21 protein-coding genes are annotated in these 18,874 nt (G+C 62.8%); 10 read left to right on the forward strand and 11 right to left on the reverse strand.

Annotated features, from left to right (window positions below; all coding sequences use genetic code 11):
* Positions 1 to 316 (reverse strand): GTP-binding protein (locus J7392_RS05135; RefSeq protein WP_209216506.1); only part of this gene is annotated, 316 nt, incomplete at its 3' end.
* Between the two features lie 161 nt (positions 317 to 477).
* Positions 478 to 1,056 (reverse strand): hypothetical protein, encoded by a 579-nt coding sequence (locus tag J7392_RS05140; protein ID WP_067260571.1) that lies wholly within the window; start codon positions 1,054 to 1,056, stop codon positions 478 to 480.
* A gap of 127 nt (positions 1,057 to 1,183) precedes the next feature.
* Between J7392_RS05140 and J7392_RS05145 the strand changes: the two genes are divergently transcribed.
* Positions 1,184 to 2,542, forward strand: a complete 1,359-nt coding sequence (locus tag J7392_RS05145) for a cytochrome P450 (RefSeq protein WP_209216507.1) — start codon at positions 1,184 to 1,186, stop codon at positions 2,540 to 2,542.
* 24 nt (positions 2,543 to 2,566) lie between these two features.
* On the opposite strand, the gene J7392_RS05150 is transcribed toward J7392_RS05145, so the two are convergent.
* On the reverse strand, positions 2,567 to 5,008 hold the full coding sequence (locus J7392_RS05150) for a DNA topoisomerase IV subunit A (protein ID WP_209216508.1): 2,442 nt from the start codon (positions 5,006 to 5,008) through the stop codon (positions 2,567 to 2,569).
* Between J7392_RS05150 and J7392_RS05155 the strand changes: the two genes are divergently transcribed.
* From J7392_RS05155 to J7392_RS05185, 7 genes are all read left to right on the forward strand, one after another.
* Positions 4,998 to 5,225 (forward strand): hypothetical protein, encoded by a 228-nt coding sequence (locus tag J7392_RS05155; RefSeq protein WP_209216509.1) that lies wholly within the window; start codon positions 4,998 to 5,000, stop codon positions 5,223 to 5,225. The two genes, J7392_RS05150 and J7392_RS05155, sit on opposite strands and share 11 nt — an antisense overlap.
* Positions 5,222 to 5,908 (forward strand): SH3 domain-containing protein, encoded by a 687-nt coding sequence (locus tag J7392_RS05160; RefSeq protein WP_209216510.1) that lies wholly within the window; start codon positions 5,222 to 5,224, stop codon positions 5,906 to 5,908. Before J7392_RS05155 ends, J7392_RS05160 begins: the two co-directional genes overlap by 4 nt.
* A 57-nt stretch (positions 5,909 to 5,965) precedes the next feature.
* A complete protein-coding gene (locus tag J7392_RS05165) occupies positions 5,966 to 6,799 on the forward strand; it encodes an SDR family oxidoreductase (protein WP_209216511.1) in 834 nt (277 codons plus the stop codon).
* Between the two features lie 57 nt (positions 6,800 to 6,856).
* A complete protein-coding gene (locus J7392_RS05170) occupies positions 6,857 to 7,063 on the forward strand; it encodes a twin transmembrane helix small protein (RefSeq protein ID WP_067260586.1) in 207 nt (68 codons plus the stop codon).
* Entirely contained in the window at positions 7,063 to 7,638 is a 576-nt protein-coding gene (locus J7392_RS05175; protein WP_067260588.1) for a cob(I)yrinic acid a,c-diamide adenosyltransferase, read from the forward strand. Before J7392_RS05170 ends, J7392_RS05175 begins: the two co-directional genes overlap by 1 nt.
* Before the next feature lie 161 nt (positions 7,639 to 7,799).
* Entirely contained in the window at positions 7,800 to 8,558 is a 759-nt protein-coding gene (locus J7392_RS05180; RefSeq protein WP_209216512.1) for an electron transfer flavoprotein subunit beta/FixA family protein, read from the forward strand.
* A complete protein-coding gene (locus J7392_RS05185) occupies positions 8,558 to 9,484 on the forward strand; it encodes an FAD-binding protein (protein ID WP_067260593.1) in 927 nt (308 codons plus the stop codon). The genes J7392_RS05180 and J7392_RS05185 overlap by 1 nt, the downstream gene beginning before the upstream one ends.
* A 73-nt stretch (positions 9,485 to 9,557) precedes the next feature.
* Here J7392_RS05185 and J7392_RS05190 read toward each other — a convergent pair whose 3' ends face one another.
* Positions 9,558 to 10,391: a DUF6473 family protein gene (locus J7392_RS05190; RefSeq protein ID WP_209216513.1), complete on the reverse strand. Its 834-nt coding sequence runs from the start codon at positions 10,389 to 10,391 to the stop codon at positions 9,558 to 9,560.
* A 156-nt stretch (positions 10,392 to 10,547) separates the two neighbouring features.
* Here J7392_RS05190 and J7392_RS05195 point away from each other — a divergent pair, with 156 nt between their 5' ends.
* The gene (locus tag J7392_RS05195; RefSeq protein WP_168612495.1) at positions 10,548 to 11,423 is read left to right on the forward strand and encodes a 3-hydroxybutyryl-CoA dehydrogenase; all 876 of its coding nucleotides are present in this window, start codon (positions 10,548 to 10,550) and stop codon (positions 11,421 to 11,423) included.
* Between the two features lie 79 nt (positions 11,424 to 11,502).
* Here J7392_RS05195 and J7392_RS05200 read toward each other — a convergent pair whose 3' ends face one another.
* The 7 genes from J7392_RS05200 to J7392_RS05230 are packed head-to-tail and all read right to left on the reverse strand — an operon-like array spanning position 11,503 to position 16,881.
* Positions 11,503 to 12,387 (reverse strand): lysophospholipid acyltransferase family protein, encoded by an 885-nt coding sequence (locus tag J7392_RS05200; protein WP_209216514.1) that lies wholly within the window; start codon positions 12,385 to 12,387, stop codon positions 11,503 to 11,505.
* 34 nt (positions 12,388 to 12,421) lie between these two features.
* Positions 12,422 to 12,691 carry an HPr family phosphocarrier protein gene (locus tag J7392_RS05205; RefSeq protein ID WP_067260603.1) on the reverse strand — a complete coding sequence of 90 codons (270 nt, stop codon included), beginning with the start codon at positions 12,689 to 12,691 and terminating at the stop codon, positions 12,422 to 12,424.
* A gap of 16 nt (positions 12,692 to 12,707) precedes the next feature.
* The gene (locus J7392_RS05210) at positions 12,708 to 13,100 is read right to left on the reverse strand and encodes a PTS fructose transporter subunit IIA (protein WP_067260606.1); all 393 of its coding nucleotides are present in this window, start codon (positions 13,098 to 13,100) and stop codon (positions 12,708 to 12,710) included.
* Positions 13,097 to 14,002, reverse strand: coding sequence for an RNase adapter RapZ (rapZ, locus tag J7392_RS05215; protein ID WP_209216515.1), 906 nt, complete (start codon positions 14,000 to 14,002; stop codon positions 13,097 to 13,099). The genes J7392_RS05210 and rapZ overlap by 4 nt, the downstream gene beginning before the upstream one ends.
* Entirely contained in the window at positions 13,999 to 14,427 is a 429-nt protein-coding gene (locus J7392_RS05220; protein ID WP_209216516.1) for an HPr kinase/phosphatase C-terminal domain-containing protein, read from the reverse strand. Before J7392_RS05220 ends, rapZ begins: the two co-directional genes overlap by 4 nt.
* Positions 14,428 to 14,448: 21 nt before the next feature.
* Positions 14,449 to 16,137: a sensor histidine kinase gene (locus tag J7392_RS05225; protein ID WP_209216517.1), complete on the reverse strand. Its 1,689-nt coding sequence runs from the start codon at positions 16,135 to 16,137 to the stop codon at positions 14,449 to 14,451.
* A 42-nt stretch (positions 16,138 to 16,179) separates the two neighbouring features.
* Positions 16,180 to 16,881: a response regulator transcription factor gene (locus tag J7392_RS05230; protein ID WP_067260621.1), complete on the reverse strand. Its 702-nt coding sequence runs from the start codon at positions 16,879 to 16,881 to the stop codon at positions 16,180 to 16,182.
* Positions 16,882 to 17,260: 379 nt separating this feature from the next.
* Between J7392_RS05230 and J7392_RS05235 the strand changes: the two genes are divergently transcribed.
* The gene (locus J7392_RS05235) at positions 17,261 to 18,859 is read left to right on the forward strand and encodes a phosphoenolpyruvate carboxykinase (RefSeq protein WP_209216518.1); all 1,599 of its coding nucleotides are present in this window, start codon (positions 17,261 to 17,263) and stop codon (positions 18,857 to 18,859) included.
* Positions 18,860 to 18,874: the final 15 nt, after the last annotated feature.

Here is an 18,874-nt window from a genome sequence, read left to right on the forward strand (position 1 = left end):
CGTCGGCCGCGTTCACAACCAGGATCGCGCCGTCCATCTGCGCCGCACCGGTGATCATGTTTTTCACATAGTCAGCGTGGCCGGGGCAGTCGACGTGGGCGTAGTGACGGTTCTCGGTCTCATACTCGACGTGCGCGGTCGAGATGGTGATGCCGCGGGCCTTCTCTTCGGGCGCGCCGTCGATCTGGTCATACGCTTGGAAGTCACCGAAATACTTGGTGATCGCCGCGGTCAGCGTGGTTTTACCGTGGTCAACGTGGCCGATCGTGCCGATGTTGACGTGCGGTTTGGTGCGTTCAAACTTTGCCTTTGCCATGGTGGCGCCCTTTTAATTGAGGGGCCCCAACGGGGACCCGAACCCTATCTGGCGGGCGATGTATTGGGTTCGAGCGGTAAAATCAAGCGGGAGTTGCGTCTTGGCGCCACTTAAAGCCCACCGTGGGCCTGCCGCATCGGTCGGGCGCGCCCCGGCTATGGCTATTTATCCTCCGGCTCCCCGGCGGGGGAGAGGGCTGTGCCGCCGTTGAACCACCCCTCTTCGCGGTTTTGCTTGACCAGATATGTCTCAATCGCCTTGGCGGCGTTCTGGCTGAGGTTCTTCAGCTGCTCTTCGGCGGATTTGGTATAGCCCGAGCCCACCACCGGCCCCTGATCGAGGGATTCGAAGACGGTGATCTGATGCGGCTCGGGGTTCAGCTTTTTGTTCTTGGCGTCGTCCCAGACCGTCAGGTTGAGGATCAGGATCGATTTAGGCGCAAAGACCAGCGGGATGCCCGGCTGGGCCAGCACGTAGCCCTCGACGCTGATGCCGAAGTGGTAAAGCCGCTCGCCCTCGTAGCGATCAAAGCGTTCGGCGGTGGCGGCGCGTACGGCCTCGGCCAGTTCTTCCTTGCTCACCTCGCGGCTGAGCGGCCCCTTCTGCGCCTTGGGCGCCACCACGATATTGTGGTGCAGATTGAAATCCCCCAGCGGGGTCGGCGCCTTGTCGAGGTCGGATGCCCCGTTGCAGGCGGCCAGCGTCGCGACGAAGGTCAACAGGGCAAGAACTCTCAGCATGGGCGATCCCTCAGGGGTGTTAAGGTTTTGAAAAGGGGTAGCCGATGGGCCCAAGGGGCGCAATCATTTGCCGCAGTTGCGCAGCCCCCGGGCCGGTCTATCTTGGACTGAGAGTGAGGACAGCAAAATGACCCAAGCCCGCCCCCTGCCCGTTCGCGTGCCGCTCGTTACCGAGCCTGTCGGCATGCTCGGCAGCCTTCAGATGGCGCGTCGCAACGTGCTGAGCATCATCCCCAAGATCGCCACCACCCAGCCCATGGTTTCGGGCAAGACTGGCAAGCGCTGGCATATGGTGATGGATCCGGGTGCTATCCGGGAAATCCTGCTCGACCGGCTGGAGGACTACCCGAAGTCCGATGTCACCAAGAACCTGCTGCGCCCGGCGATCGGGGAATCGCTCTTCATTGCAGAGGGCGCGCATTGGCGTTGGCAGCGCCGCGCCGCCGCCCCCGTCTTTTCGCAGCGCAACGTGCGCAACCTCGCCCCGGTGATGAGCGCCGCCGCCGCCCGCTCGGCCGAGCGCATCGCCCAAGCCGGGCCGCGCGCGGTCAACATGCTCGATGAAATGGTGACCACCACTTTCGAGGTGATCGGCGACGTGACCTTCTCGGGCGATGGCACCTTCGACCGCGAAAAGGTGCATGGGGCGATCGACGACTATATCGCCGAGGCCGGCAAGATCAGCCTTTTCGACATCCTCGGCCTGCCCGACTGGCTGCCGCGCCCGGGGCGGATGATGTCCGGCCAAGCGCTGAAGCAAATGAAGGCCATGGCAGATCAGGCGATCGAGGCGCGGGTTGCGCGCGGCCATGACGGCACGCCCGACCTGCTGGACCTGCTTTTGGAAGGCGAGGACCCCAAGACCAAACGCCAGATGAACACCGGCGAGCTGCGCGACAACCTGCTGACCTTCATCGTCGCGGGCCATGAAACCACGGCGCTGACGCTGGCGTGGTCGATGTACCTGATGGGCTTTGACCCCGAGATGCAGGAACGCGCCCGCGCCGAAGTGCGCGCCGTGCTTCAGGGACGTGCCTGCACCGGCGAGGACGTGGATAAATTGCCGCTGGTGCGGATGATCGTCGACGAGGCGCTGCGCCTCTACCCCGCCGCCGGGATCATCTCGCGCACGGCGCAGAAGCCTGACAGGCTCTGCGACCGCGAGATCCGGCCCGGGGACACGGTGATGATTCCGATCTACGCGCTTGGCCGCAACGAACTGCTCTGGGAGGAGCCCGACGCCTTCCGGCCTGAGCGTTTCGCCGACCGCAAGGCGATCGACCGCTACGCCTATCTGCCCTTCGGAGACGGGCCGCGCATCTGCATCGGGGCGAGCTTTGCGCTTCAGGAGGCGGTGATCATCCTCGCCACCCTGCTGGGGCGGTTCAAATTCACCCCGGTGCCGGGCAAGGATCCTGAGCCGGTGATGATCCTGACCCTGCGCCCCGAGGGTGGCGTCTGGATGACCGCCGAGCAGCTGGACTGACCGCGCCCCGAAGGGCGCGGTGTTTCACGTGAACTTGTTGTCGCGCGGGAAGCCGCGAGGGGCCATGCGGCCCGAGCTTGCGCGCTTGCCGGTCCACTCGGCCAGATCGGCCTCGGTCCGCGTGCGGCCCGCCGGGTCCTGCCAAGTGAGACCCGCCTCGCGCGTGAAGGTGATGGCATCCGACAGGCCGCCGTCCTTGAACTTTTGCAGCCGCACGCCCTTGCCCCGGCCCATCTCGGGCAGCTCATCAAGGCCGAAGACCAGCACCTTGCGGTTCTCTCCCACCGTGGCGACGCTATCGCCTGAGACTGGGTGACAGACCAACGCCGTGACCCCCTCGCCGCGCACGTTCAGCACCTGCTTGCCGCTGCGGGTCTGTGCCACGACGTCATCCTCGGGCACGACAAAACCGTCGCCCGCGGTGGAGGCCACCAAAAGCTTGCGCCCCGGCTGGTGGATGAAGAGCGAGACGATCTGCACCTCGTTGGGCAGATCGACCATCAGACGCAAAGGCTCGCCCATGCCGCGCCCGCCGGGCAGGTTGGCGGCCGAGACGGTGTAGAACCGCCCGTTCGAGCCGAAGACCAGCAGCCGGTCCGTCGTCTCGGCATGGAAGATGAAGCGCGGGCCGTCGCCGTCCTTGAACTTCAACTCGCGGTTCAGGTCGATATGGCCGGTCATGGCGCGGATCCAGCCCATCTGGCTGCAGACCACGGTGATCGGCTCGCGGTCGATCATCGCCTCGATCGGCACGTCCTCGACCTCTCCGGCGGTGTCGAACTCGGTCAGACGCTGGCCGCGTTTGACACCGTCGATCACCCAGTCTTTGCCGAACTGCTTTTTCGTCGTGCGCAGCTGGTCGGCAATGGTGGACCATTGCAAGTCCTCGCTTTCAAGCAGGTCTTCGAGCCCCGCACGCTCGGTCATCAGCGCGTCACGCTCGGCCACCAGCGCGTCTTCTTCCAGACGCCGCAAGGACCGCAGGCGCATGTTGAGAATCGCCTCGGCCTGCACGTCCGACAGCCCGTTCTCACGGCCTGCGTAGCTGTGCGGGATGGCGCGGGTGTCACCACTTTCAGCCAGCACGCCGGTGGCCTGCGCCTCGGCATCGGCGATGACGGCGAGCTTCGAGACGTCAACGCCCGCAAGCGGCGAGACGTAAGCGGCCTCGTCCATGGCGCGTGTCAGCGTGTCCTGATGCGCGCGGCTCCAGTCCTCGTACATCAACGCGGCCTTGGGGTCTTCGTCGTAGCGGATGATCTCGATCACCCGGTCGAGGTTCAAGAAGGCCGTGATCAGGCCCTGCAACACCTCAAGCCGGTGATCGATCTTGTCCATCCGGTGCCGAGAACGGCGTTGCAGCACCTCGCGACGGTGGTCGAGGAAGGCGCGCAGCACTTCCTTGAGCGAGCAGACCTTGGGCGTCTGCCCGTCGATCAGCACGTTCATGTTGAGCGAGAAACGCACCTCTAGATCGGAGTTGCGGAACAGCATGCCCATCAGCACGTTCGGATCGACGTTCTTCGACCGCGGCTCGATGATCATGCGGATGTCTTCGGCGGATTCGTCGCGGACATCGGCAAGAATCGGGATCTTCTTGGTCTGGATCAGTTCGGCGATCTTCTCGATCAGCTTGGACTTCTGGACCTGATAGGGGATCTCGGTAACGACGATCTGCCAGGCCCCACGGCCAAGGTCCTCGACCTCCCAACGGCAGCGCAGCCGGAAGGAGCCGCGGCCCGTGCGATAGGCGTTGGCGATGTTCTCGGGCGGCTCGACGATGATGCCACCGGTGGGGAAATCTGGGCCGGGGACGTAGTTCAAGAGCGTGTCGTCGCGCGCGTCCGGCGTCTTAATCAAGTGAATACAGGCATCGCAAAGCTCGGCGATGTTATGCGGCGGGATGTTCGTGGCCATGCCTACGGCGATGCCCGAAGAGCCATTGGCCAAAAGGTTCGGGAACTGCGCGGGCAGCACGGCAGGCTCGGTCAGCGTGCCGTCGTAATTCTCGCGGAAATCGACGGCGTTCTCGTTCAGCCCTTCGAGCATGGCCTCGGCCACGGCGGTCATCCGCGCCTCGGTGTAGCGCGAGGCCGCCGGGTTGTCGCCGTCGATGTTGCCGAAGTTGCCCTGCCCGTCGACCAGCGGGTAGCGCACGTTGAAATCCTGCGCCAGACGCGCCATCGCGTCATAGATCGCGGCATCGCCATGCGGGTGATAGTTACCCATCACGTCGCCCGAGATCTTTGCCGACTTGCGGAAACCCCCGGTGGACGACAGCCGCAACTCGCGCATCGCGTAGAGGATGCGGCGGTGCACCGGCTTCAGCCCGTCGCGCGCATCGGGCAGCGCCCGGTGCATGATCGTGCTCAGCGCATAGGTCAGGTAACGATCCCCCAAGGCGCGGCGCAGCGGCTCGGACAGGTCATTCGGGTCGAGTTCTGGGGGTGTGCTTGTGTCTGACATGACGGGTCTTTTAGCCAAGCACGCCAGAGCGGGCAAGCGACAGATTACCCGCAAACGACTCGGCAAAATGGCCGCTGGCACGGTTTCAAGTGAGAAAAAAGCAATACTTTTCGGCTATGCGAATTCTTGCCAATCGGAAATGAACCATTCGCGAAGTTTCGCGTTGGTCTCTCAACAGCAACATGGTTTGACACGGGACGAGGAACAGCAAAAATGAAACGGTTCATCTTTTTGACATTTGGTTTCATGGGCTGGGCATTCTACGAGATGAGCGGCGGTGCCGATTTCGTGCCCGCAGGCCCGCAAACGGCCAGCGCCGAAGCGGCTGAGACGGCCCTGATCGCCAGCGCAAACCCCTCTTCCAACCTTGTCACTGCCACCGCCGCGAACGCGGCCCGCAAGGCGGAGAGCCCGATCACCCCCTTCGCCGAAAGGACCCCTGCGCGTGATGCCACGGCAACCCGCGTGGCGCTGAACCTCACAACGCTGAGCGACCTGCCGCAGGCCAATGACGGGATGGTGCAAAAGGCCGTGGCCACCCCTACGGACCGCGCCGGGGCGAAAGTGGTCAAAGCCAAGGCCGTCAGCGCCCCCAAAGTGGAAAAGGCCGCTTACACGACGACAAGCGCCAATGCGCCCGCTGTCATCCCGAGCCTGATCGAAGGCGCTGACAATGGCGCGACCTTTGTCAGCACGACCCAGGCCGACATCCGCGAAGTCAACGGCACCCGCGTAAATGTCCGCGGCGGTCCGGGCACCAACTTCGGCGTGGTCGGCAAGCTCGGCAAAGGCGATGCTGTCGAAGTGATCGAAGACAACGGCGCAGGCTGGGTGCGTTTCCGCAGCGTCGACGGCAGCGAATCCGGCTGGATGGCCGACTTCCTGCTCAACAACGGCTAACTTGCCAATCCCATAGCATCGCGCAATGAAGGGCCTTTCACACGAAGGGCCCTTTGCATGTCTGCGACCCGCTCCATCCTCATCACCGGCTGTTCCAGCGGCATCGGCTATGCCGCCGCGCACGGCATGCGCGCCCGTGGCTGGCGCGTTTTCGCTGCCTGCCGCCAACAAGCGGATTGCGACCGGTTGCAAGCCGAAGGCTTCGACGCGCCGCGCCTCGATTACACCGATGAGGCCAGCATCCAAGCGGTGCTTGCCCATGTGCTGGACCAAACCGGCGGCACGCTCGACGCGCTGTTCAACAACGGTGCCCACGCCACGCCCGGGTTGGTCGAAGACCTCCCCACCGATGCCCTGCGCGAGATATTCGAGGCGAATTTCTTTGGCTGGCACAGCCTGACCCGCGCGGTGATCCCGGTGATGCGCAAGCAGGGGCATGGGCGGATCGTGCAATGTTCCTCGGTGCTTGGCATGGTGGCGATGCCGTGGCGCGGGGCGTATAACTCCACGAAATTCGCCCTTGAGGGGCTGACCGATACCCTCCGGCTTGAGATGCGCGGCACCGGGGTCGCGGTGATCCTGATCGAACCCGGCCCCGTCACCTCGAAACTGCGGACCAAGGCCATTCCGCGTTTCGAGCGCTGGATCGACTGGCAAAACAGCCCCCGCGCGGCGGAGTATGAAAGCACCATGCGGCCCCGGCTTTATGACGACAGCGGCAAGAAGGACCGCTTCGAACTCCCGCCCGAGGCGGTGGTCGAGAAGCTGGTCCACGCCGTCGAATCCCCCCGTCCCCGCCCGCGCTATTTCGTCACAACCCCAACGCATATCGGCGGTGTTTTACGGCGTATCCTGCCGACGCGCGCGCTGGACTGGGTCACCAGCCGCTGATTTTGGTTGCGCGGCTGCCCGGTGCCGCTACATCTCGGGGCAACGAAAGGACAGCCCATGCCAAATGATCCGTTTTTCGTGATCGTCCTGATCTCTGTCGTGGCGGTCGCCGTTGTGCTCCTGATGGGGCTGGGCGGCTTTGCCACCGGGGGCAAATTCAACAAACGCAACGCCAATAAGCTGATGCGGTGGCGGATCATCGCGCAGTTCATCGCCGTGCTGCTGATCCTTGCCTATGTCTATTTCCGAGGGGGCACGATCTGATGGTTGTACTGAACAAGATTTACACCCGCACCGGGGACAAGGGCACCACCGCCCTTGGCAATGGCGACCGTGTCGCCAAACATGACGCGCGGGTCGAAGCCTATGGCACCTCGGATGAGTTGAATTGTTTCGTGGGGGTGGCCCGGCTTGAGGCTAAGGGCGCCACGGATGAAGCGCTGGCGCGCATTCAGAACGACCTTTTCGATCTGGGCGCCGACCTCTGCCGCCCCGATATGGAAGCCGATAAGGATGCGGAATACCCGCCCCTGCGGGTCACCCAAGAACAGGTCGACCGGCTGGAGCGTGAGATCGACGTGATGAATTCCGAGTTGGAGCCGCTGCGCAGCTTCATCCTGCCCGGCGGTCGCGCGCTGGCGGCGCATCTGCATGTTTGCCGCACCGTAGCGCGCCGCGCCGAGCGGCTGGCGGTGCTGCTGGCTGAGCAAACGGCGGTGAACCCCGCCTGCGTGACCTATCTGAACCGGCTCAGCGATTGGTTCTTCGTCGCCGCGCGGATGGCCAATAACGCGGGCAAGGAAGACGTGCTTTGGGTGCCGGGGGCGAACCGGGCGTAAAATAGCGCTAACAGACGAAAAACCGGGAAAACGCCGCGTTCAAAACTGCCAACCTGCCGATTTTGGCCTGTTTTGATCCGATCCGCTTCGTTACACCCGTCTGGAGAATTAGGGAGACCGGGCCACCAGCCCGCGTCGCAAACTGAGGAGAGAGACCGCTCATGAAGGTACTGGTGCCTGTCAAACGCGTGATCGACTATAACGTGAAAGTTCGTGTCAAAGCGGACGGATCGGGTGTTGATCTTGCCAATGTGAAAATGTCGATGAACCCCTTCGACGAAATTGCCGTCGAACAGGCGATTCGTCTGAAGGAAGCCGGTCAGGCTGAAGAGGTCGTCGCCGTCTCCATCGGTGTGAAGCAAGCGCAGGAAACGCTGCGCACCGCCCTCGCCATGGGTGCCGACCGCGCGATCCTCGTGGTGGCCTCGGACGATGTGCACAAGGACATCGAACCGCTGGCCGTGGCCAAGATCCTCAAAGCCGTCGTCGACGAGGAACAGCCGAGCCTCGTGCTCTGCGGCAAGCAGGCGATCGACAACGACATGAACGCCACCGGGCAGATGCTCTCGGCGCTGATGGGCTGGTCGCAGGCGACCTTCGCTTCTGATATCGCCATCGAAGGCGACAAGGCGAAAGTGACCCGCGAAGTCGATGGCGGCCTGCAGACCATCGAAGTTACCATGCCGACCGTGGTCACCGTGGACCTGCGCCTCAACGAGCCGCGCTACGCCTCGCTGCCCAACATCATGAAGGCCAAGAAAAAGCCGCTGGATGAAAAGACCGCCGAGGACTATGGCGTCGACGTCTCCAACCGCTTGGAAATCGTGAAGACCGAAGAGCCCGCGGAACGTGCCGCTGGCATCAAGGTCGGCTCGGTCGACGAGCTTGTGGCGAAACTCAAAGAAGCGGGGGCTGTGTAATGGCTGTTCTTCTGATTGCAGAGATTTCCGACGGCGAACTGTCGATGGACGCAACCGCCAAGGCGGTGACCGCGGCCAAGCAACTGGGCGACGTGACCATTCTGGCGGCGGGCAGCTCTGCCGCGGCGGCTGGCGAAGCGGCGGCCAAGATCGATGGCGTCTCCAAGGTGCTGGTTGCCGAGGACGAGATGCTGGGCCACCGTCTGGCCGAAGCCACCGCGGCGCTGATCGTCAGCCTTGCCGGTGACTACGACCACATCGTCGCGCCCGCCACCACGGATGCCAAGAACATCATGCCCCGCGTCGCGGCCCTGCTTGATGTCATGGTGATCTCGGACGCTTCCGGCGTTGTCGATGCCGATACCTTTGAGCGTCCGATCTACGCGGGCAACGCGGTGCAGACCGTGAAGTCCAACGACGCGAAGAAAGTCATCACCTTCCGCACATCGACCTTCGATGCCGCCGGTGACGGTGGGTCCGCCTCGGTCGAGACCATTTCGGCTGCCGAGAACCCCGGCCTGTCCACATGGGTCGAAGACAAGGTCGCCGAATCGGACCGCCCCGAGCTGACAAGCGCGGGCGTGGTGGTTTCCGGTGGTCGCGGTGTCGGCTCCGAAGAGGACTTCGCCCTGATCGAGAAACTGGCCGACAAACTGGGCGCCGCCGTTGGCGCGTCGCGTGCGGCGGTCGATTCGGGCTATGCCCCGAACGACTGGCAGGTGGGCCAGACCGGCAAAGTGGTCGCCCCCGACCTCTATGTCGCGGTTGGCATCTCGGGTGCGATCCAGCACCTTGCCGGGATGAAAGACTCCAAGATCATCGTCGCGATCAACAAAGACGAAGAATCGCCGATCTTCCAAGTCGCCGACTACGGTCTTGTGGCAGACCTCTTCGACGCGGTGCCGGAACTGATCGAAAAGCTGTAAGGCTTCTCATATGAGACACCAAAGGCCCGCCGCTCTCGGCGGGCCTTTTTCGTGCATGTCCCTACCGGGAGCGTCAGGACATGCTTTGCAGCGCATCGGTCAAAGCGGCGGCGGCAGAGGCATGAGCCATCGGGCCCAGCATTTCCGACGCGGCCTGCGCTTCGAATTCACTGACCACCATGCCAGCGGACGGTCCCCCTGAGGGATCTTTGGGAGAGACGACCTCGATCTTGGCCGTGGCGTGTTGGGCCACCGCGTCCAACATTTCGCGTGTCACGAAAAGCGGATCATGGCCCAACTCTCCCACCGGCTGCGCTGCTGTTGCGACCGGCGGGCGGTCAGCCAGCCAAAGCAGGAGCGTGCGCCCCTGTATCTGCCCCAGCATCAAACGCATGCGTGCCATCCACGCCTGCTGAAGCTCCGCGCGCACCGCTTCGAACCGTTCGGGCGAGACCTGCATGAGATGGGTCAGCATGTGCCGGTTAAAATGGAACTGCGAGAAATCGACCTCGCGGTAGATCGTCTGCAACAGGGCTGAGGCCCCGACAAAGCGGTCGTTCCGACGCCGATGCACGGAATAGAAACGGTTGGTCATATTCTGCGCCCCCATGATCTGAACCACCGTCACATCTGCCTGCGAGGCGGCCTGCGCGACGAAAGGGTCATGGGCAAAAGCGTCGATCCCCGCGTTGGGAAAGCCGAAGTTCACGCAGGTCTTGCCGATCTCGGCCTCGACCCGCGCGGGAAACGGCTCTTCAATGAATTTTCCATAGGTCTCCGTCCCGCCGAGAAAGGCAATATAGGGCGCCTCCAACCTGCGGCGCGGGCCGCGAAACATCAGCTTTGACGTGCCATAGCGACATGGCAAATAGTCCAGAGGCGCTGGCCCCACTGCATCATAGGTCATCGAACCCACCTTTTTGTTCACCCAAAGCCAGATTGCACAGCAGGGGCTGCGATTCTGTTAACGGGCGAATTTGTCGTGAGATTTCGTAAACAGCTGCCCTTGCGGCACCCCCGCCACGCGCCCTATTGTGCGCCGAACTCAAGCAAAGGACAGGCCATGGACATCCAGACAATCGGTATCGTGGGAGCGGGGCAAATGGGCAATGGGATCGCCCATGTCATGGCGCTGGCAGGCTACGACGTACTGCTGAACGATGTCAGCGCCGATGCGCTGGCCAAAGCGATGAAAACCGTGACCGGCAATATGGACCGCCAAGTCAGCCGCGAGAAGATCACCGCCGCCGACCGGGACGCCGCCATGGCGCGGATCACCACGACGCAGACGCTAAGCGATCTGGGCCAAAGCGATCTGGTGATCGAAGCCGCGACCGAGCGCGAAACGGTGAAACAGGCGATCTTTGAAGACCTGATCCCGCATCTGAAGCCGACGACGATCCTGACCTCGAACACCTCCTCGATCTCGATCACCCGCCTTGCCAGCCGCACCGACAGGCCCGAGAAATTCATGGGCTTTCACTTCATGAACCCCGTGCCGGTGATGCAGCTGGTCGAATTGATCCGCGGCATCGCCACGGACAGCGAGACTTATGACGCTTGCAAAGCTGTGGTGGACCGTTTGGGCAAGACCGCCGCCTCGGCCGAGGATTTCCCGGCCTTTATCGTGAACCGCATCCTGATGCCGATGATCAACGAGGCGGTCTATACGCTCTACGAAGGGGTCGGCAATGTCGAGTCGATCGACAGTTCGATGAAGCTGGGGGCAAACCATCCGATGGGGCCATTGGAGCTTGCGGACTTTATTGGTCTGGACACCTGCCTTGCCATTATGAACGTTCTGCATGACGGGTTGGCGGATACGAAATATCGCCCCTGCCCGCTCCTGACCAAATATGTCGAAGCCGGGTGGTTGGGCCGCAAGACGCAGCGCGGGTTCTATGACTACCGCGGCGAAAAGCCTGTCCCGACGCGCTGAGTTGCGAGGGTGTTGGGGGCCCTGCCCCCATCGCGCCAGAGGCGCGATTCCCCCGAGGGTATTTTTAAAAGGATGAAGTTTAGTTGGTGAGCGCCAGAGTATGGGCGCGCAGCCAAGCCATGAAACCGCGCGGGTCGTCGGCCCAGCGGTCAATCTCTTGGCGGGCGAGCGGGTGGCCGACGATGGGCCCTTGGGGTTTGTCGCAGGCGTGGGCGATTTCATGCAGCAAAAGCCCTTGGCGCAGCATCGGGCTGAGCCTGTTGGCGATCTGATAGGCGCGGCTGTTCTGGCCCGGGAATCGCATCGGCACCACCTGCGCACCGGAACGGCGGATCATCTTGGCGGTGAAGACGTTCCATTCCGCTTCAACCGCCGGGCCCCACCAGCTTTCCGAAGCCGCGACGACGCCGGAGGGGAAGAGCGCCACGACGCCGCCTTCTTTGAGGTGGGCCATGGCCTTGGCGCGCATTTCCACACCTTTGCGCTGCGCATCCGGGTCATGTGGGAAGGGCACCGGGATCATGTAGCTGCCTGCCACCTCGTCGATGGAGGTAAGCAGCGACCGGGTGAGGATACGGTAATCGGGGCGCACGCGGCCGATGAGATCGGCGAAAATCATACCGTCGACCATTCCGTGGGGGTGGTTTGCCACGACCACGACCGGCCCTTCTTTCGGGATGCGGTCCAGTTGTTCTTGGGGGGTGGTGAGGTCGATGCCCATCGTGTCGAGCGCTGCGCGCCAGAAGGCCTGGCCTGAGGGGGTGCCGCGTTGTTCGAACTTACGGATCAGACGCAGGATTTTGAGCTTGCCGGTGAAAAGCTCCATCGCGGAGATCACCCGCGCCTTCCATGGGTCATCGAAGGTCGAGGCATAGGACAGGCTGCGGCGGTCGTATTTGGTGAAGGCCACCGTGCCGTCGCCTGTCTGGGCCGGCTCGGCCGCGATGTTATGCACGTCATCCATGGGGTCGGCGGATCCTTTTTCCCGCTTGGTGGGCCTAAAACCCTTCGCCGAACTTATCCGCCACGAGGGCGGTCAAAGCTTCGGCCAAGGCCTCGGCATCGGGGCCGGAGGTTTGGACATCGATGGTGGTGCCGCGCGACGCGCCGAGCATCAACAGCCCCATGATACTGTCGCCCGAGGCCGACATGCCATCCTTGCTGACTTCGGCGCGGGCATCAAACGCCTCGACCACTTCGACCAATTTGGCGGAGGCGCGCGCGTGCAGGCCTTTTTCGTTTACGATCTTTAAAGAAAATTCGGGCATGACGTCTTGGGGCCTTCTAACCTGCGCTGACATTCTGGCTGTCGATATACTTCTTACCAGCTTCGAGCGCGGCACGCACGGCGTCGGGCACATCCATATGCCGCGATTTGGCGAGTTTGATCAGCATGGGCAGGTTCGCGCCGTAGATGATCCGGCGGTTTTCCGGGCGGCAAGCCAAGAGGCTGAGGTTCGAGGGGGAGCCGCCGAAAAGATCGGTGACAACCACCACACCGGCGCCTTGGTCCACCGCATCGGCGGCGCCGCAAATCTCGCGTTCTTTATCGGCGCGGTCATGGTCGGCTTCGATGGCGATGGCGCGTACGCCGAATTGGGATCCCACGACATGTTCGATGGCGGCAAGATATTCTTGCGCCAGCCCCCCATGTGCGACGATGACGATCCCGATCACGGCTTGTTTCCTTCACGATGCTGACGGTCCAGCTCTCGATGCCTAATTGACACCTGCCAGCCCTGCTCTGCAAGGCGCAAAGCGTGATCTTCGGCCATGGCGACAGAGCGGTGTTGCCCGCCCGTGCAGCCGAAGGCGATGGAGATATGGGATTTGCCCTCTTCGCGGTAGGCGGGCAGCAGCAGGAGGCTGAGGTCGAGCACCTTGTCGGCGAAATCGGCGTAGCGTTTGTCCCCCGCCACATGGGCCGCGACGGAAGGGTCACGCCCGTCGCCGCTGCGCAATTCAGGAACCCAATAGGGATTGCTCAGAAAGCGGCAGTCGTGCACCACATCAACGCCGCGCGGAAGGCCCCGTTTGTAGGAAAAGCTTTGTACCGAGACTGTGAGTTGGCGTTGCCCGCCGGGGGCGAACCATTGTTCGACCTCGGCGCGCAACTCGTGAACGTTCAGCGTTGTCGTATCAATAAGCACGTCGGCACGGGCGCGGATCGGGTGGAGCAATTCCTGCTCGCGCGCGATCCCGTCGACGGGGCGGTCAGCCGGGGCCAGCGGGTGGCGGCGGCGGGTTTCGGAAAAGCGTTGCAGCAGCACATCAGGCGCGCAGTCGAGATAGAGCAGTTCCGCGCGCCACCCCGGTTCAGCCGTCAGGCGGCCCATCAGCTCCAGCACGCCTTCGGTTGAAAAGTCCCGGTTGCGGGCGTCGATCCCCAAGGCCACCGATTGCGCATCGCCGGGGCGGTCAAGCAGCGCGGGCAGCAGCCGCAGCGGCAGGTTGTCGATCGCCTCAAACCCCGCATCCTCCAGCACGTTGAGCGCAGAGGACCGCCCGGCGCCCGAGGGGCCGGTGACAAGGACCAACCGCCGCGGGGCGGGGTCTGTTGATGAGGTCTGACTGATCAATTCGGTTCTTCCACACCTGACATATACAGATGAATTGCTGCCGCAAAATGAGCGCTATCGCATTTGTGAAAACAGGGCAACGTGACACCCCGTAGCATATGGCTGTGCCCTTCGGGAAGGCGCTGGTCTTCGGTACGGGCCAGATCGACGACCAGGCCCAGCGGCACGGGGCCGTGATCCTCGGCCCGCAGAATGCCCACGTAGCGCGCCTCAATCAGGCCGCGGATCGGCTCGGGGACGCTGGCAATCACCTGATCCCCGTCGCGCATGATATCGGTGCGATCATCGGCCACCAGCTTGGCACCGAAGGCGATCAGTTGCAGGGCGAGCGACGATTTGCCAGCACCCGACGGGCCAAGGATCAGCACCCCGCGCCCATTGATCGCCACGCAGCTGGCGTGGAGGTTTTCGCGCTCGACGGTCATATCAGGCCCCGCGCCCGGGAGTTAGGTGGGCAGCCCCACGACAAAACGCGCGCCCAAGGGTTCGGAGGTGATGTCGGCCTCGGTCGGGCGAATGTTCTCGGCCCAGATCACGCCGCCATGGGCTTCGACGATCTGTTTCGAGATCGCGAGGCCGAGGCCGGAGTTGTTGCCAAAATGCTCTTCCGGGCGCTGCGAATAGAAGCGTTTAAAGATTTTGCCGAGCGCCTGTTCGGGGATGCCGGGGCCGGTGTCCTCGACCACGATCAACACGCGATTGGCACGTTTGCGGGCCCAGACCCGGATCGCGTCGCCGTCTTCGCAAAAGGAAATCGCGTTGGTGATCAGGTTCACGAAGACCTGCGCCAAACGGGCTTCCAGCCCATGCACGGTGATTGGCGCAGCGGGCAGATCGGTGATGAAATCGATGCCTTTGGATCTCGCATCTTCGCCGAGGTACTGGCCCAGATTGCCCAGCATTTGCAGCAGGTCGAAGGGTTCTTCCTCTTCCTTGACCAGTTCGGAATCGAGCCGCGAGGCATTGGAAATGTCGCTCACCAAACGGTCGAGGCGGCGCACGTCATGTTCGATCACATCCAGCAGTTTCTCGCGCTGGTCGTCACGCTTGACCATCCGCAGCGTGCCCACGGCAGAGCGGAGAGAGGCGAGCGGGTTCTTGATCTCATGGGCCACATCGGCGGCGAATTGTTCGTTGCCGTCGATCCGGTTGTAGAGGGCGGAAACCATGCCGCGCAGCGCGCCTGACAGGCGGCCAATCTCATCAGGCCGCGCGGTCAGATCGGGGATGCGGATACGTCCGGGGTTCATCTTGCGCGCGTCCTTGTCGCGGCCCAGTTCGGCGGCGGCAGAGAGGTCGGCCAGCGGATTGGCGATGGTCGAGGCCAGAACGAGGCTGAGGCCGATGGAGACGAGGGTCGCGATGACGAAGATCTGCAAGACGCGCTCACGTTCGCTGCGCACAAGGCGGTCGATCTCTCCCGCCGCACTGGCCACGGCGACCACGCCAACGGGGGTCTCGCCCTGCATGATGGGGGTCACCACGCTGAAAAACGTGCCGCCTTCGATAGCGAGCGTGCCTTCGCGCCGGGTGCCGCTGGTCACGCTGGTGCCGACCATGCCGCGCAATTGCTCTTCGAGCGGCGGGGTCGCGGTAACCTCATCGGTGCTGAAGGGAGCTGCAACCCGGTCCCAAAGCCAGTTCAACCCGTCGTTCAGCAAGGTCCGCTCACCCGCCTCGGAGGCGGCGAGGGCCTCGGCCACGGTGAGGCTGCCTGCGGTGCGGGCGACCAAGGTTTCCGCCGGATCATAGACAAAGACTTCGATACCGCCGCGCAGGTCCAGCCCGTCGAGCGTGGCAGCCACATCGACGCCATCGCCGGTGGTCAGGTTCACCGGCGCGCCCGCGGGCAGTTGCGCTTCGATCACATCAGCGATCAGCTCGGTCTCAGAGACCAGCGCCGCAGCGCGTTGCAGCGCCAGACTGTCGCGCGAGGAATTAAGGTAGAGGATCCCCGCCACCAGAACGCTCAGCGCGATCAGGTTGAAGGTAATGATCTTGCGCGTCAGCGGCGAGGAGCGGAGCGAGAACAGCCCCCGCCGTTCGCGCTTGACCCGAATTTCATCCGGCGCGGCACTGTCGGGGGTGACCCAATCGTCCCCCAGTACAACATCACCGTCCCTGCCAGCAGCCATGTCCCGCACAAGCTTCCTTTCGACCCGCGTTAACCGACGGGTTTACTCTTCGTTATATCTATAGCCGATGCCGTAAAGCGTCTCGATCGCCGAGAATTCATCATCCGCGCTGCGCATCTTCTTGCGCAGGCGCTTGATATGGCTGTCGATGGTGCGGTCATCCACATAGACCTGATCATCATAGGCCACATCCATCAATTGGTCGCGTGATTTCACGAAACCGGGGCGCTGCGCGAGGGCTTGCAGCAGCAGGAATTCGGTCACGGTCAGCGACACATCCTTGCCCTTCCAGCTGACCGCGTGGCGCAGCGGGTCCATCCGCAGATCGCCACGCTCCATCACTTTGGTCTCTTCTGTATCGCCGACCTCGTTGGTCTCGACCGCGTCTTGGCGGCGCAGAAGGGCGCGGATACGCTCGACCAACAGGCGCTGGCTAAAGGGTTTTTTGACGTAATCGTCAGCCCCCATGCGCAGGCCCAGCACCTCGTCGATCTCATCGTCCTTGGAGGTCAGGAAAATCACCGGCATCGCGGTTTTCTGGCGCAGACGTTGCAGCAGATCCATGCCGTCCATACGGGGCATCTTGATGTCCAGCACCGCCATATCGGGCAGTTTCTTGTTGAAGGCGTCCAGCGCCGCCTGGCCATCATTATAGGTTTCCACTTCGAAACCTTCAGCTTCAAGAGTCATCGAAACGGATGTCAGGATGTTCCTGTCATCGTCTACCAATGCGATCTTTGACATTGCCTGCTTCCTTATGCTGCTCAATTCGTTCTTATTTTTGGAGACAGTGATCTCCAATATTACAGATCGAATCAATCCTTAAGTGCGAATCGTGCCTCTGAGATGCACCAATTCCGTCATAATTTGGTTAGGAATGGCTAAATTGCCGCACTTTGACCGGGCCGGTCCGGGAGGGCGCCGGGGCCGCGCGCGCCGCATCGGGCCGGGATCTAAGCGCTCGGAAACAAAGTTTTAGATGATGGCGCTAACTGTGACAAAGCTGCCTGTTCAACCAGAAAACGCCCGTGTTAAGAGGCTCTCAAGGCCCCCGACGCCCAGGGCAATTGCGCCCGCTCGGACACGTTCTGCGCTGCTCAAGCGCTACCACAGGAGACATCATATGACATTTGGACGGGTAAACCCGCAGTTCAGCCTTGAGGATCAACAGATCAGCGGGCTTGGCGATGTCTATTACAACCTGACCGAGCCTGCGCTGGTCGAGGCGGCATTGAAACGGGGCGAAGGCAGCCTTGGCAAAGGCGGGGCCTTCCTCGTGACCACCGGCAAGTTCACGGGCCGTTCGCCCAAGGACAAACATGTGGTCAAGACCGACAGCGTGGCCGACAGCATCTGGTGGGAAAACAACGCGGAGATGTCGCCCGAGGGCTTCGACGCGCTTTACGAAGACATGCTCGCACATATGCAGGGCAAGGACTACTTCGTCCAAGACCTCGTCGGCGGGGCGGACCCCAAACATGCGATCAACGTGCGCATGGTGACCGAACTGGCATGGCACGGGCTTTTCATCCGCACCATGCTGCGCCGCCCCGATGCCGAAGCGTTGAAGGACTTCACTGCCGATTTCACCGTCATCAACTGCCCCAGCTTCCAAGCCGATCCGGCCAAGCATGACTGCCGCAGCGAGACCGTGATCGCGATGAACTTCGACCGTAAGATGATCCTCATCGGCGGCACCGAATACGCGGGCGAGAACAAGAAATCCGTTTTCACCCTGCTGAACTACCTGCTGCCGGAAAAAGGCATCATGCCGATGCACTGCTCGGCCAACCACGCCAACGGCAACCCGGTCGACACCGCCGTCTTCTTCGGCCTCTCGGGCACCGGCAAGACCACCCTCTCCGCCGATCCCGAGCGCACGCTGATCGGCGATGACGAGCATGGCTGGTCCGACAACGGCACGTTCAACTTCGAAGGCGGCTGCTATGCCAAGACCATCAACCTCAACCCCGAGGCGGAGCCGGAGATCTACGCGACGACCTCCAAATTCGGCACCGTGATCGAGAATATGGTCTTCGATCCCGACACATTCGAGCTCGACTTCGACGACGACTCGCTCACCGCCAACATGCGTGCCGCCTACCCGCTGCACTACATCTCGAACGCCAGCGAGAAGGCCGTCGGCGGCCACCCGAAGAACATCATCATGCTGACCTGTGACGCTTTCGGCGTGCTGCCCCCGATCGCGCGGCTGAGCCCGGCGCAGGCGATGTATCACTTCCTGTCGGGCTTCACCTCTAAGGTGGCGGGCACCGAGCGTGGCGTGACCGAGCCGGAGCCCACCTTCTCCACCTGTTTTGGCGCCCCCTTCATGCCGCGTCGGCCCGAGGTTTACGGCAACCTGCTGCGCGAAAAGATCGCCCAACACGGCGCCACCTGCTGGCTCGTGAACACCGGCTGGACCGGCGGCGCATACGGCACCGGCTCGCGGATGCCGATCAAGGCGACCCGCGCCCTGCTTAGCGCCGCGCTCGAAGGCCGTCTGGCGGATGCGGAGTTCCGTAAGGACCCGAACTTCGGCTTCGATGTCCCTGTCGAGGTGAACGGCGTTGCCGACATCCTGCTCGACCCGCGCCGGACCTGGGACGACCCGGAGGCCTACGACCGTCAGGCGGCAAAACTGGTCAAGATGTTCTCGGACAACTTCGAGCAGTACCTGCCCCATATCGACGACGACGTGAAAGCCGCGGCGATCAGCTAAGCCTGTCGCCAAGGA

Source organism: Sulfitobacter sp. R18_1 (genome assembly GCF_017743915.1).
GTDB lineage: Bacteria > Pseudomonadota > Alphaproteobacteria > Rhodobacterales > Rhodobacteraceae > Sulfitobacter > Sulfitobacter faviae.

Excerpts from the sequence above, each read along its gene's own strand:
- J7392_RS05190 (WP_209216513.1), bottom strand. The coding sequence starts at position 10,391 with ATGACCTATGATGCAGTGGGGCCAGCGCCTCTGGACTATTTGCCATGT.
- J7392_RS05175 (WP_067260588.1), top strand. The coding sequence starts at position 7,063 with ATGGTTGTACTGAACAAGATTTACACCCGCACCGGGGACAAGGGCACC.
- J7392_RS05170 (WP_067260586.1), top strand. The coding sequence starts at position 6,857 with ATGCCAAATGATCCGTTTTTCGTGATCGTCCTGATCTCTGTCGTGGCG.
- J7392_RS05145 (WP_209216507.1), top strand. The coding sequence starts at position 1,184 with ATGACCCAAGCCCGCCCCCTGCCCGTTCGCGTGCCGCTCGTTACCGAG.
- J7392_RS05225 (WP_209216517.1), bottom strand. The coding sequence starts at position 16,137 with ATGGCTGCTGGCAGGGACGGTGATGTTGTACTGGGGGACGATTGGGTC.
- J7392_RS05140 (WP_067260571.1), bottom strand. The coding sequence starts at position 1,056 with ATGCTGAGAGTTCTTGCCCTGTTGACCTTCGTCGCGACGCTGGCCGCC.
- J7392_RS05200 (WP_209216514.1), bottom strand. The coding sequence starts at position 12,387 with ATGGATGACGTGCATAACATCGCGGCCGAGCCGGCCCAGACAGGCGAC.
- J7392_RS05220 (WP_209216516.1), bottom strand. The coding sequence starts at position 14,427 with ATGACCGTCGAGCGCGAAAACCTCCACGCCAGCTGCGTGGCGATCAAT.
- J7392_RS05195 (WP_168612495.1), top strand. The coding sequence starts at position 10,548 with ATGGACATCCAGACAATCGGTATCGTGGGAGCGGGGCAAATGGGCAAT.
- J7392_RS05230 (WP_067260621.1), bottom strand. The coding sequence starts at position 16,881 with ATGTCAAAGATCGCATTGGTAGACGATGACAGGAACATCCTGACATCC.
- J7392_RS05165 (WP_209216511.1), top strand. The coding sequence starts at position 5,966 with ATGTCTGCGACCCGCTCCATCCTCATCACCGGCTGTTCCAGCGGCATC.
- J7392_RS05180 (WP_209216512.1), top strand. The coding sequence starts at position 7,800 with ATGAAGGTACTGGTGCCTGTCAAACGCGTGATCGACTATAACGTGAAA.
- J7392_RS05205 (WP_067260603.1), bottom strand. The coding sequence starts at position 12,691 with ATGCCCGAATTTTCTTTAAAGATCGTAAACGAAAAAGGCCTGCACGCG.
- J7392_RS05185 (WP_067260593.1), top strand. The coding sequence starts at position 8,558 with ATGGCTGTTCTTCTGATTGCAGAGATTTCCGACGGCGAACTGTCGATG.
- J7392_RS05150 (WP_209216508.1), bottom strand. The coding sequence starts at position 5,008 with ATGTCAGACACAAGCACACCCCCAGAACTCGACCCGAATGACCTGTCC.
- J7392_RS05235 (WP_209216518.1), top strand. The coding sequence starts at position 17,261 with ATGACATTTGGACGGGTAAACCCGCAGTTCAGCCTTGAGGATCAACAG.
- J7392_RS05160 (WP_209216510.1), top strand. The coding sequence starts at position 5,222 with ATGAAACGGTTCATCTTTTTGACATTTGGTTTCATGGGCTGGGCATTC.